This window comes from Flavobacterium pectinovorum, from assembly GCF_006438875.1.
In the GTDB taxonomy this organism is placed as follows: domain Bacteria; phylum Bacteroidota; class Bacteroidia; order Flavobacteriales; family Flavobacteriaceae; genus Flavobacterium; species Flavobacterium pectinovorum_A.
Genome location: NZ_RCZH01000004.1, coordinates 194,923 through 207,902, shown reverse-complemented (window position 1 = coordinate 207,902; position 12,980 = coordinate 194,923). Strand labels below are relative to the sequence as shown.

Annotated in this window: 16 protein-coding genes; 11 read left to right on the top strand and 5 right to left on the bottom strand. The window is 32.0% G+C overall.

The genetic code is table 11. The features are described 5' to 3' along the window. Nucleotides 1-49: 49 nt before the first annotated feature. Entirely contained in the window at nucleotides 50-508 is a 459-nt protein-coding gene (locus EAH81_RS07225) for a DinB family protein (RefSeq protein WP_140505380.1), read from the bottom strand. Between the two features lie 139 nt (nucleotides 509-647). Here EAH81_RS07225 and EAH81_RS07220 point away from each other — a divergent pair, with 139 nt between their 5' ends. The 10 genes from EAH81_RS07220 (at nucleotide 648) to EAH81_RS07175 (ending at nucleotide 8,044) form a co-directional block, all read left to right on the top strand. Then, nucleotides 648-2,813 (top strand): TonB-dependent receptor, encoded by a 2,166-nt coding sequence (locus EAH81_RS07220; RefSeq protein ID WP_140505378.1) that lies wholly within the window; start codon nucleotides 648-650, stop codon nucleotides 2,811-2,813. Nucleotides 2,814-3,116: 303 nt separating this feature from the next. Continuing rightward, the gene (locus EAH81_RS07215; RefSeq protein WP_140505376.1) at nucleotides 3,117-3,524 is read left to right on the top strand and encodes a DUF2141 domain-containing protein; all 408 of its coding nucleotides are present in this window, start codon (nucleotides 3,117-3,119) and stop codon (nucleotides 3,522-3,524) included. A gap of 44 nt (nucleotides 3,525-3,568) precedes the next feature. Further along, nucleotides 3,569-4,192 (top strand): hypothetical protein, encoded by a 624-nt coding sequence (locus EAH81_RS07210; protein ID WP_140505374.1) that lies wholly within the window; start codon nucleotides 3,569-3,571, stop codon nucleotides 4,190-4,192. A 20-nt stretch (nucleotides 4,193-4,212) separates the two neighbouring features. Beyond that, nucleotides 4,213-5,571, top strand: coding sequence for a histidine kinase (locus tag EAH81_RS07205; RefSeq protein ID WP_140505372.1), 1,359 nt, complete (start codon nucleotides 4,213-4,215; stop codon nucleotides 5,569-5,571). A 2-nt stretch (nucleotides 5,572-5,573) separates the two neighbouring features. Further along, a complete protein-coding gene (locus EAH81_RS07200; protein WP_140505370.1) occupies nucleotides 5,574-5,903 on the top strand; it encodes a 2TM domain-containing protein in 330 nt (109 codons plus the stop codon). 2 nt (nucleotides 5,904-5,905) lie between these two features. After that, a complete protein-coding gene (locus tag EAH81_RS07195) occupies nucleotides 5,906-6,211 on the top strand; it encodes a 2TM domain-containing protein (RefSeq protein WP_140505368.1) in 306 nt (101 codons plus the stop codon). A gap of 2 nt (nucleotides 6,212-6,213) precedes the next feature. After that, on the top strand, nucleotides 6,214-6,543 hold the full coding sequence (locus EAH81_RS07190; protein ID WP_140505366.1) for a 2TM domain-containing protein: 330 nt from the start codon (nucleotides 6,214-6,216) through the stop codon (nucleotides 6,541-6,543). A 2-nt stretch (nucleotides 6,544-6,545) separates the two neighbouring features. Continuing rightward, entirely contained in the window at nucleotides 6,546-6,851 is a 306-nt protein-coding gene (locus tag EAH81_RS07185) for a 2TM domain-containing protein (protein ID WP_241676531.1), read from the top strand. 19 nt (nucleotides 6,852-6,870) lie between these two features. Beyond that, nucleotides 6,871-7,239 carry a 2TM domain-containing protein gene (locus EAH81_RS07180; RefSeq protein WP_140505362.1) on the top strand — a complete coding sequence of 123 codons (369 nt, stop codon included), beginning with the start codon at nucleotides 6,871-6,873 and terminating at the stop codon, nucleotides 7,237-7,239. Between the two features lie 37 nt (nucleotides 7,240-7,276). Continuing rightward, entirely contained in the window at nucleotides 7,277-8,044 is a 768-nt protein-coding gene (locus EAH81_RS07175) for a LytR/AlgR family response regulator transcription factor (protein ID WP_140505360.1), read from the top strand. Here the strand turns inward: EAH81_RS07175 and EAH81_RS07170 are convergent. From EAH81_RS07170 to EAH81_RS07155, 4 genes are all read right to left on the bottom strand, one after another. Beyond that, nucleotides 8,025-9,050, bottom strand: a complete 1,026-nt coding sequence (locus EAH81_RS07170; protein ID WP_140505358.1) for a COX15/CtaA family protein — start codon at nucleotides 9,048-9,050, stop codon at nucleotides 8,025-8,027. The genes EAH81_RS07175 and EAH81_RS07170 overlap by 20 nt on opposite strands. Nucleotides 9,051-9,387: 337 nt before the next feature. Further along, nucleotides 9,388-9,696 carry a hypothetical protein gene (locus EAH81_RS07165; protein WP_140505356.1) on the bottom strand — a complete coding sequence of 103 codons (309 nt, stop codon included), beginning with the start codon at nucleotides 9,694-9,696 and terminating at the stop codon, nucleotides 9,388-9,390. Between the two features lie 57 nt (nucleotides 9,697-9,753). Continuing rightward, the gene (locus EAH81_RS07160; protein WP_170214124.1) at nucleotides 9,754-11,181 is read right to left on the bottom strand and encodes a CCA tRNA nucleotidyltransferase; all 1,428 of its coding nucleotides are present in this window, start codon (nucleotides 11,179-11,181) and stop codon (nucleotides 9,754-9,756) included. A gap of 14 nt (nucleotides 11,182-11,195) precedes the next feature. Beyond that, entirely contained in the window at nucleotides 11,196-11,570 is a 375-nt protein-coding gene (locus tag EAH81_RS07155; RefSeq protein WP_140505354.1) for a GxxExxY protein, read from the bottom strand. A gap of 425 nt (nucleotides 11,571-11,995) precedes the next feature. On the opposite strand from EAH81_RS07155, the gene yaaA reads away from it, so the two are divergent. Next, the gene (yaaA, locus tag EAH81_RS07150) at nucleotides 11,996-12,754 is read left to right on the top strand and encodes a peroxide stress protein YaaA (protein ID WP_140505352.1); all 759 of its coding nucleotides are present in this window, start codon (nucleotides 11,996-11,998) and stop codon (nucleotides 12,752-12,754) included. Nucleotides 12,755-12,980: the final 226 nt, after the last annotated feature.

The window sequence follows — 12,980 nt, the reverse complement described above, 5'->3', positions numbered from 1 at the left end:
GTCGAAATGACGGGATTGTGAAAAAAAAACTGCATATAATTTCCGTTCTTTAAAGCAGCTTCTTCAAAATAACAATCTGTCCTAAATGATACACATCATGCTGAATGATTCCGTGAATGTCTTCATAAAAATTATGATTATTATTATGATCTATTTTCTCAAAATCCGCATCATTAAAATCACTTAAACAAGCGCTCCATAATTCCTGTGATTTTGCCAGACTTTGCAGCGATTGTTCCCAGGCTGGTTCAGATGAATCTAAGATTGGCACAAAATAATTATGATCCGGAGTTGTAATTATTTCTCCCTGAACACGTCTTAATATGTTTCTTCTCCATTGTATGAGGTGATTGACAATTTCCCAAATCGTATTTAAATTTGGATTGATTTTTTTATAAGCCTGAGCTGCAGTAACATCTTTTAATGTATCTGCTAAAGTAACTTCAAGCCATGGATTTCCATTATAAATGGATTGATATAAATTCGAAACTCTTTTACTTTCTGACATAATCTATAGTTTTAAAAACACGATAGCTAAGATACAAATAAGTAATTTACAACTCATCCTCGAAATTCTACAATTGGGTTATTTAATATTTTTTAACTTAAAATGTTAAAATACATTTGCCTCATCAAAATCAAATGTTATGAAAACCAAATTACTTTTTACAATTACTTTTTTACTTTTAACATCTTTTATTTTTGCTCAGAATGTCATTTCCGGCAAAGTAGTGGACCAAAAAGGAAAACCGGTTCCGGGCGCTAATATCTATCTGGACGGGACTTATGACGGAGCTACAAGTTCTGAAACCGGAGATTTTTCTTTTGAAACTACCACTACAGGAAATCAAACTATAATTGTTAGTTTTTTACTTTTTGAGACTTTCAAAACAGAAATTGATGTTACTAATTATAAAAATCAAACTGTTAAATTAAGAGAAAATGTTAACGCTCTTGATGCCGTTGTCATTACTGCCGGAACATTGGAATCCGGAGATAAAGCGCGAGTTTCGGTTTTAAAACCATTAGATATTGTTACAACTGCCGGTTCTGCCGGAAATATTATTGCGGCCTTGCAAACTTTACCGGGAACACAAACTGTGGGCGAAGATGGGCGTTTGTTTGTTCGTGGAGGAGAAGCCAGCGAAACACAAACTTTTGTAGACGGACTTCGTGTAGCGCAACCTTATGGGGCAACAACCAATAATTTACCAACCAGAAGTAGATTTTCGCCTTTTTTGTTTAGCGGAATTGCGTTTTCAACCGGAGGTTATTCTGCGGAATATGGCGAAGCTTTATCAAGTGTTTTACTTTTAAGTACGCAAGATGAACCAGATCAAAATAAAACAGATATTGCTTTAATGACGGTTGGTTTAGGAGTTGGAAATACTCAAAAATGGAAAAAAAGCTCTTTTAGTATCAATACCAATTATATCAATTTAGCGCCATATCAGGCTGCAATTCCTCAAAATGTAGACTGGAATAATCCGTATCAATCTTTAGGTGGAGAAGCCGTTTACCGATATCATTTTGAAAGAGGAATTTTTAAATTTTATGCTGCTTTTGATTCGGAGAAATTCGACTTGAACCAGAAAAACGTGAATTTTGTTAATCCAATCAGAACGGACTTAAATAACAATAATTTTTATTTGAATGCGTCTTACAAAGGCGATTTCGGAACAGGATGGCAGCTTACATCAGGAATTAGTTACGGATACAGTAAAAATAAAACCAAATATGATATCAATGATATTGATTCTAATGAAAATGCGGCACAATTGAAATTGAAATTAAGAAAAAACATCTCAAATTACTTTAAATTATCTTTTGGAGCGGATTATTTCATTACAAAATACAATGAAAATTTCGATGATAATATCGCGATTAAAGTTGCAAACGGTTATGATTCTAATATTGCGGCTTTTTATACCGAAGGAGATATATTATTCTCCAAAAAACTGGCAATGAAAGTAGGTTTAAGACTTTCGAATAACAATTTATTAGATGAAACCAATCTTGCGCCAAGAGCTTCGATCGCTTACAAAGTTTCTAAAACAAGTCAGTTTTCATTTGCTTACGGAGACTTTTCTCAAACACCGGTTGTTGATTATATTAAATATTCAAAATACCATCAGTTTGAAAGTGAAAAAGCACGACATTATATTTTAAATTACCAATTTACAAAACCAGGTCAGACTTTTAGAGCAGAAGCTTATTATAAAGACTACAGCAATTTGGTTCAATACAATACAAAAGATATCGCTTACAATTCAGTATTCAATAATAACGGTTCAGGATATGCAAAAGGACTTGATTTATTCTGGAGAGACAGCAATTTATACAAAAACTTAGAATATTGGATTTCCTATTCTTATATCGATTCAGAAAGACAATACAAGAATTTTCCAACGATGGCAACTCCTAATTTTATTGCAAATCACAGTTTGTCGATCGTAACGAAATATTTCATTACAGATTGGAAATCACAAGTAGGTTTCACGAACAGTTATAGTTCAGGACGTCCGTATAATGACCCAAATCAAACACAATTCATGAACGGAAAAACAAAGTCATATAATAGTTTGAGTTTTAACTGGGCGTATTTATTGACCACACAAAAGATCCTTTATTTCTCTGTTTCGAATGTATTAGGAACACAGAATGTTTTTGGATACGATTATGCAAAAGTACCGGATGCAAGCGGAGTTTACAACAGACAAGCCGTTGTGCCAACCGCAGATCGATTTTTCTTTGTAGGTTTCTTCTGGACGATTAGCCAAAATAAAAATGAGAATCAATTGAAAAACCTATAGCCACTAAGTCACTAAGGTTCTGAGTTACTAAGTAAAAAAACTTAGAACCTTAGCAACTCAGAACCTTAGCATCTTCAAAAAAACAATTCAGTAGCGAAATTCAACAACTCAGTATCATTTAATTTTAAAAGAATAAAATCCGATATACTTTTGAAGTATAATTAACAAACAGAGTTTTAATCATCATTAAAAAATCGAGACACTAAATTACTAAGGTTCTGATTTACTAAGAAAAAAAACTTAGAACCTTAGCAACTTAGAATCTCAGAACCTAAAAAATAACAACCTTTAAAAAAAGAAATCATGACCAAAATTATTACAATAATCACATTATTTATCTGCAGTTTAATGTCTGCACAAAATGTAAAACTAACTGTTGCTGTTTCAGGTTTAAAAAATGATACAGGAATTGTTAAAGTAGGTTTGTACAACTCAGACGGTACATTTCTTAAAACGACGTATAAAAGCCTTACTTCTGAAATTAAAAACAAAGAAGTAGTGGTAACATTTGACAATCTTCCGGCTGGGGAATATGCAATTTCAACGTATCACGATGAAAACAATAACGGCAAACTGGATCGAAATGCAATGGGAGTGCCTTCTGAAGCTTATGCGGCTTCAAACAATGCTAAAGGATTCATGGGACCTCCTTCTTATAAAGATGCTAAATTTGTTCTTGATAAAGATTCAAAAATTGAAATTGTATTATAAATAGTAACCAACAAATTAAAATAACCATTTAAATAACTTATAAAATGAAAAAAATTATCACTTTGATTGCCTTATTTGTAGTAGTAATAAGCTCTGCACAAACACAATTTGAACAGGGAATGACAAAAGCTTTTGGGCTTTGGAAAGAAGGAAAAAATTCAGAAGCTTCTGCAATGTTTGAAAGAATTGCTTCGGCAGAGAAAACAAGTTATTTACCTAATTATTATGTTGCATTAGTAAATACTACAGCAGCATTTAGCGAAAAAGATAAAACAAAAATAGATTTATTATTGACAAAAGCACAAGACGCTCTTGATGTTGAGTTTATTAAAGATCAAAACAACGCCGAGTTATATGCGATGCAGGCTTTGATTTACACAGCGTGGGTTGTAGCTGATCCAATGACAAACGGAATGAAATATTCGGCTAAAGTAATGGAAGCTTACGCAAAAGGAAAAGCGATAGACCCAAACAATCCAAGAATTGTTTTTGGTGAAGCAGATTATCAAATTGGAGGAGCAAAATGGTCAGGTGTTGACACGAAACCACTTTGCGCGCAAGTTGATAAAGCTATTGAACTTTTTGCTACTTTTAAACCAGAAACACCTTTTTCTCCAAAATGGGGATTAGAAAGAGCATTGGAAACTCAAAAAAATTGTAAAAAATAATTATTTAAGCTTACTCATAAATGAAAGATCATAGAAATGTATATTCGGATTTAAAAAGCGGAACGATTGTCTCGTTTAAGATTTCTATGATTTTTACGGTAATATTTTCGGCTTGTTTAGGAAGCGATTTAACGATTCAAAACGTTCTTATCACCTTTTTTATTAGTTGCCTTTATTCTTTTGGAGTAGGTTTTGGAAATGGATATATTAATGTTCTGTTAGATAGAAAATGGGATTGGCTGGAGCAGACAAACCTTAGAGTTTATTACGGAATTATGGTTACGGTTTTGTACACGGTTCCGGTAGTTTTGGGTATCAACTATTACATTTATGTTATTCTCCAGGATTTGCCTTTAGAAAAATTCTTTAGCGAAAGAATGATTTGGGTGCATTTGTTTTACATCATTTTATCCCTGGCGGTTTCGACTTTCATGCAAGCCAGAAGTTTTATGGTAAAATGGAAACAAGCATCTAAGTTCGAAATAACACAACAAAAGATTATTGCAGGAACGGCAAGTGCTAAATTCGAAAGTTTAAAAAATCAAATTGACCCGCATTTCCTCTTTAATAGTTTGAATGTTTTAAGTTCTCTGATCGAAGAAAATCCGGATAATGCACAACGATTTACCACTTCTTTATCTAAAATTTACCGCTACGTATTAGAGCAAAAAGATAAAGAACTGGTTTCTGTTGAAGATGAATTGTCATTTGCAAAAACGTATATGAACTTATTGAAAATGCGTTTTGAGAACAGTTTGTTTTACGAATTGCCAACAACAAACATAAATCCGGATGCCAAAGTAGTTCCGTTATCGTTACAGCTTTTGCTTGAAAATACGGTTAAACATAATGTTGTAAGCGAACAAAAACCATTGCATATTCGAATTTTTGTTGATGGAGATTATTTGGCAATTCAGAATGACTTTCAGAAAAAAGAAGTTTTACAAGACCGACAAGGAGTTGGATTACAAAATATCGTGAGTCGATACGGAATTGTAACCAACAGAAAAGTATTGGTCGAACAGAACGAAAAAACTTTTACGGTTAAGATTCCAATCTTAACGAAACAAATTACAGTTATGGAAACAAATGCAGAATATACAGATGAAAATAAAGCTTATTTCAGAGCTAAAAAAAGAGTAGAAGAATTAAAAGGTTTTTACGCAAATGTAATTTCATATTGTTGTGTGATTCCATGTTTGATCTTTGTGAACTTGACTTTTTCTCCCGGATTTCAATGGTTTTGGTTTTCAGCTTTAGGCTGGGGATTTGGAGTTGTAATGCATGCTTTTAAAGTTTTTGGATACAGCTCAGATTGGGAAGAAAGAAAAATAAGAGAGATTCTGGAAAGAGAAAATAACAAGCAAAGTTGGAAATAATCATGGAAACGAATTGTCATATTGATCGGGAAAAATTTGAGTTTCAGCAAATCTTCAGCAAAAAGATTGTCAAACTCAAATCATTTTGCCTCCATGCGTTTATATATGGTATTGGAGTAACTGTTTATATTTTGAAAGAATATTTTGGAGTTCATTTTGATTTTTTTCCAGTTAAATATTTAAATTTTGTGGTAATGATAATCTGGACTTGTGTGTTTTTATTTTCGGCTATTGATTTAATTGTTTCTTATACAATTTTTGGAAAAGAGTGGGAGGAACGCAAACTAAAAAGCATCTTAGAGAAAAAACAGCAAAAACAAAAATGGGTGTAATCATGGAAACAAATTATTCGAATACAGAGCGTTATTATCAAGCTCAAAAGAAGGTAGATGAAATTAAGAAGTTTTATCAGCATTTAACGGTGTATGTTCTCTGTAATCCAATTGTAATTGCAGTGAATTTGATGACTTCGCCTGGTTATTTATATTTTTGGTATTGCTTGTTGGGTTGGGGAATTCCAATTGTCTTGCATGGATTGAAAGCTTTTGATTGTTTCCCGTTTTTTAATAAGGAATGGGAAGAGCAAAAAATCAGAGAGATTATTGATAAAGAAGAAAGTAAAAAACAAATTTGGAAATAATTATGGAAAGAGATTTTGATAATGACCCTGAAAAATTTGATCTGCGACAAATAGCAAGCAGAAAAGTAGTGAAACTAAGATCATTTTATATTCATGCTTTCATCTATAGTATTGGGTTGATCTTGTTTACTTTAAAACATTATTTTGGTCTGCCTTTGAATGCATTTCCAATACGATATTTAAATACTTTTGTAATGGTAATCTGGAGTACAGCATTTTTGGTATCTGCAGTAGAAATATTTGCTTCTTTTAAAATTTTTGGAGAAGAATGGGAGGAACGTAAGCTGAAAAGCATCTTAGAGAAAAAGGATAAAAAACAAAAATGGGAGTAATCATGGATATTAAGTTTACTGAAGAAGATAAATATTATATTGCTAAAAAGAAAGTAGAAAGTATTAAAGGTTTTTACGGAAATCTTACTTCTTTCATCGTTGTCAATATTATATTGATTATTATTAATTTGTGGACATCACCACAATACTTATGGTTTTTTTGGCCACTATTATGGTGGGGAGTTGGAGTTGTTTTTCATGGATTAAAAGTTTTTGAAGTATTTCCGGTTTTAGGAAAAGACTGGGAAGAAAGAAAGATTAAAGAATTGATGGAAAAAGAAAAAGAGAATCAAAATAAATGGCAATAAATTTTTAAATCAAAATAAAATGGGACGATTTAGAAGACGCATGTACGAAGAATATGCACACGAATTTAGCACAGACGAAAGCTATAATATAGCCTATAGAAAAGTAAAAAGAATAAAAGGATTTTATTCGCATTTGAAGGTTTACCTTATGGTGAATGCAATCATCATTATCTCAGGTTTGAATAGAGGTTTTGTTGGAAATCATTTTGAAGTGAGAGGATTCAATAATTGGGAAATTTATTCAACAGCATTTTATTGGGGTATTGCTTTAGCGATTCATGCATTTAGTGTTTTTGGACGTGATCTCTTTTTTAGTGATGATTGGGAGCAAAAGAAAATTCAAAAATATATGGAGAAAGAAGCTCAAAATAAGAATAAATGGGAGTAACTTTATAGTTGAATTTTCAATTTTTGCATCGTATTAAATGACCACACTAATAATAGAAGACGAAAAACCGGCAGCAAGATTATTGCAGCGAAAACTCGAAAAATTAGATATTGCTGTAGAAACCATGCTGCACTCTGTAGAAGAATCAGTTCATTGGTTTACTAATAATGAACATCCGGATTTGATTTTTTTGGATATTCAGTTATCAGATGGTTTGTCGTTTGAAATTTTTGAAAAAATAAATATTCAAAGTGCCATTATTTTTACAACTGCTTATGATGAATATGCACTAAAAGCATTCAAATTAAATAGTATTGATTATCTTCTAAAGCCTATTGATGAAGATGATCTGGAAGTTGCTGTTGCGAAATTTAAAACCCGAATGCCCAAATTAAATTCGGAAACACAGAATCTTCAGGCAGATTTTGAGCAAATTCGCCGAATGTTGTCTAATCCTTTCGAAAAAAGCTTTAAAAAACGATTCACAGTCAAAATCGGGCAACATTTAAAAGTCATTACAACCGAAGAAATAGAGTGTTTTTTTAGTGAAAACAAAGGAACATACCTTCATACTTTCGACAATAGAAATTATTTAATCGATTCGACTCTTGAAATTTTGGAGCAGGAATTAGACATGAAGAATTTCTTTCGCGTAAGCAGAAAATTTATTGTGCCACTTCAGGCAATAAAAGAAATCCAGGTTTATACCAATTCCCGCCTAAAAGTTATTTTACCAACTTATAAGGAAGATGAGGTTATTGTAAGCCGCGAAAAAGTGCAGGATTTTAAAGGTTGGTTGGGCTAGGTTTCTTAGCTTCTAAAATCATGTAAAATTGAATTCCGAATAAGATAGAAGCCAGAACTAAATGTATTGCCTGACTTCCAATTGGGAAATCAAAATAAGCCATTGCTATTCCAGTTAGAATTTCAACTCCGATAATTAAAATTACCCAGTTTATCTTTGAGAATCCCAAACCAAACTTGGTGTTTCTAACATATAAATACAAATTCACCAATAAAACTAAAATAGAGAATGAACGGTGAACATAAAAAGTAATAGAAGGATTTTGTAACCAAAGTATACTTGCCGTTAAACCATTTTTAACTTGTTCGTCAACAAACTGACGCACTTGTGTTCCTATGGCTACTTGGATTAAAGTTAATAAAAGTGAAAATAAAAGCACATTTCTAAAAGTTGAGTTATAAGTTACTGCGGCTAATTTTGGTCTTGCCAATTGAATAATGTATAAAATCACAGCAACAATTACTAAAGCCATAACCATGTGAACCGTAATTTTTATTGGATTCAAAACGGAGTAGACTACTTTTGCTCCTAACCAAGCCTGAAAGCCCATCATAAAAACCACTAACCACGAAAGTAAAGTGATCTTTTTGTTTTGTTTCCAAAATCTAAAAGAAGCTAGAGCCATTACAAAACAAGCCATTCCTGCCAAAGCACCACATAATCTATTGATATATTCAATCCAGGTATGCAGCGGATTAAAAATAGCATAATCATGTTTGGTATATTTTTCCCAATGCGAAGCGTCAAAAGTAGTTTGAGTCGTAAAATTATCTTTTGCAACCAAAAGCGTTTCATCTTTGATAATTACTTGCCCTTTTTCAAAAATACGGTTTGGTTCCCATGTTAATTCCTTTATATCTGTTGGTGGGATATAATATCCAAAACATTTAGGCCAATCCGGACAACCCATTCCGGAACCTGTCATACGGACCAATGCGCCGGCAACAATTACTAAATAAACTAAAACTAATGCTGTTTTTGCGATTGTAGGGAAATGTTTTTTCATTCTTTTTTTTTCGAGTGGCTTAGTTTCTAAGGTGCTGAGGTTCTAAGCTTTTTTAATTATTTAATTCGGAAATTTTCAGGGTTTTGTCTCATGTCCCAAATGTCTAATACTGTAATTTGAGTATTCGAAATATGATAAATTAACTCAAAATGATTTGCAATTTTAAGTCGGATATTAGAATTTTTTGATTCAATTGAACTTTCTGGAAATTTTAGAACCTGTTTTAATGATTCTTGGAATAGAACGTTTAATTTTCTACTGTAAGTTGTCGATTTATTCCTTTGATTCCAATACAAAAAAATAGCATATTTTGACTCTTCGGCAAACGAAGTCCAAACTATTTTTCTTGTTCCTGAAACCATTTCTCTAATTCGATTTGAGCTTCTTCATCAGAAATGCATTCTCCGTTTTCGTATTGTTTTAAGGCTAGATTTATTTTTTTTTGTTCCGCTTCAGAGAAAATCCTGATATTTTTAGTTTTTGATTTTTTATATTCTATAACAGGTTCATTGACTTCATGGGAGGTTTCTTCTGCTACAGTATAATTTTTTTCCTCTAATAAAGATGTTATTTTTAGCAACAAATCAATATCATCAATATTATTAATTTTTTGGATTAAATAGAGTCTTAGTTCGGAAGCAGTCATAACGTATAGTTTTTATAAAATTAAGCAAAATCTCTTATAATTTTTATAAATGTAAGATTAAACTTTCTTTAATCCGAGTTTTTCAGCTCTTTTTTGCATCAAAGCAAAAGCAGCATCATATTCATTTGGAATTTCTCCTTCTAAAATTGCTTCTTTTATAGCTTCTTTTAAGATTCCGATTTCACGGGAAGGTTTTAAGTTATAATATTCCATAATTTCTTCGCCTGAGATTGGTGGTTGAAAATTGCGAACATGATCGCGCTCTTCGACTTCAACAATTTTCTTGCGAACGATTTCAAAGTTTTTATGATACTTTTTAAACTTCGACGGATTTTTAGTTGTAATATCTGCTTCGCATAAAGTCATTAAATTCTCTACATCTTCACCAGCATCAAAAACTAAACGGCGAACAGCGCTATCGGTTACAAGATCTTGTGCCAAAACAATTGGACGAGAACTCATAATAACCATTTTTTGCACAAATTTCATTTTGTGATTCAGTGGCATATGCAAACGTTCAAATATTTTTTTGGCCATTTTTCCACCTAAAAATTCATGACCGTGAAAAGTCCATCCTTGCTTTTTATTAAAACGTTTTGTTGGTGCTTTTCCAATATCGTGCAATAATGCCGACCAGCGTAACCAAACGTCATCTGTATTTGGGCAAATATTATCGACAACTTCTAAAGTGTGATAAAAGTTGTTTTTATGCGTATGACCTTCAATTTCTTCAACCTGATTCAATGCCGTTAATTCAGGAAGAATAATATCTAAAAGTCCGGTTTGATACAAAAGTAAAAATCCAATAGAAGGTTTATCTGTCGAAAGAATTTTGTTTAATTCATCAACAATGCGTTCTCCTGAAATGATGTTGATTCTCTCTGCATTTTTGGTAATCGCATCAAGAGAGTTTTTCTCGATCTCAAAACCTAACTGATTTGCAAAACGAATTGCACGTAGCATTCGCAATGGATCATCAGAATACGTAATACTTGGATCTAAAGGAGTTTTTATAGTTTTATTTTCAAGATCAGCCAATCCGCCAAAAGGATCAGAAAGATCTCCAAATGTTTTTTCGTTTAATGATAATGCCAATGCATTGATGGTAAAATCACGACGATTTTGATCATCTTCAAGAGTTCCATTTTCGACAATTGGATTTCTGCTGTCAAAATTATAAGATTCTTTACGGGCGCCAACAAATTCAATATCAGTATCTTCAAAACGTAACATCGCTGTTCCGTAAGTTTTAAAAACCTGTACTTTAGGTTTTTTAGGAAGTAGTTCAGAAACCTTAAGCGCCAATTCGATACCACTGCCAACTGCAACAACATCGATATCTTTTTTAGAACCTCGGTTTAAAAGCAAATCCCGAACAAAACCACCAATTACGTAACTGTCAACGTTTAGTTCCTGAGATGCCTGCGAAATAATTTCGAAGATTTTATTTTGTAAAGCTGCTTTATAATTTGTTTGTATAGCCACGAATTCAGTAATTTTTATAAAATAATACGTTTGTATTCAAGTGAGACAGAATTGAAGTTTGCTAAAATCGCTAAATTTGTTTTAGAAACTTTCAGATAATTTAGACATTGCGAAATATGTTTGGGATGTAAAAAATCACTTGATTTTATTTCAAGTATAATTTTATCAAACAAAACAAAATCAGCGTAAAATCTATGATTTAAGATTATGTCTTTATAATTTACCAAATATTCTTTTTCTCTTTCAAATGGAATATTCGCCAATCTGAATTCATATTCTAAAGCATCTTTATATACAATTTCAGAAAAACCTCCACCTAAATTCCTATGAACATCGAATAAAATTCCCATTATTTGATAACTTTCAAGTTGATATAATATTTTTGTCATGTTCTAAATTTTTTTCGCCACGAATTCACGAATTTTTTTAATTAATTTTTTAAAAAGTTAATTCGTGAATTCGTGGCTATTTCTTAGAATATAACTTTCAATTTTACATTGAAATGTTATTTGGAATTTTATAGGTGCAAATTTACAACATAGAAAACGCCTATTATAATCTATTGTTGACTTTTTTAAACAAATTGACAGTTTGAAGTGTACAATTTTATCAAAATAAAAAAGGTTGCCACGAATTACACGAATTTACACGAATGTTAATTTATTAAACAGAATAAAAATTAGTGAAAATTTGTGTAATTCGTGGCGAAAGAAATAGTAGTAAAATTGATTTATGCAGTTATCGAACAAATCAATTCGGATCTGTAATTTTTAGAAATTCAATTTGTATTTTTGAATTCTATAAAAACGCACAAATGAAAATTGTTATATCGCCAGCGAAGTCTTTAAATTTCGAAAAAGAATTACCAACAACTCAATATACTGAACCTGCTTTTTTAAAAGAAGCGCGTGTGGTTCATAAAGTTTTAAAACCCAAAAAACCTTCTGAATTATCTGAATTAATGTCAATTTCAGATAAATTATCAGATCTAAACTGGAAAAGAAATCAGGAATGGAAAACACCTTTTACGCCGGAAAATGCACGTCCGGCAATTTATACTTTTGATGGAGATGTTTATACCGGTTTAGATGCTTATACAATTCCGGTAGAAAAAATGGAAGTTCTTCAGAGCAAACTTAGAATCTTATCCGGACTTTATGGAGTTTTGAAACCGTTGGATTTAATGCAGGCGTACCGCTTAGAAATGGGAACAAAATTGCCTGTAGGAGAATACAAAAATCTACACGAATTCTGGAAACCTACTGTAACCAAAGCGCTAAATAAAGAATTGGTAAAAGGGGAGTTATTTGTGAATTTGGCAAGTAACGAATATTTTTCGGCTGTAGATGTAAAGGCTTTAAAAGTTCCTGTAATTACTCCGGATTTTAAAGATTACAAAGACGGAAAACTTAAAATAATCAGCTTCTTCGCAAAAAAAGCGAGAGGAATGATGGTTCGTTATATTATTGATACCAATGCTGAAACAATTGATGATTTAAAAGGATTTAATTATGAAGGATATCAGTTTGATGCGAATCTTTCTAAAGGAAATCATTTGGTGTTTACAAGGTAAATTTTGAGGAACAAAGATTCAAAGTGACAAAGGTTCAAAGGTTTTTCTTGAAAGCTACTTCGAATCTAAGGCGCTGAGGTTCTAAGTTTTTTACAAGAGAGTCGGAGACTCGGGCCATATTGTAGGGAGGGATTTCAATCCCTTCATATTTAGATCATGTTGTAGGAAGTCCTGAAGCTTCGGGATCAATCCCCTCAACACAATCAATTTAAAACTAGAATTATAT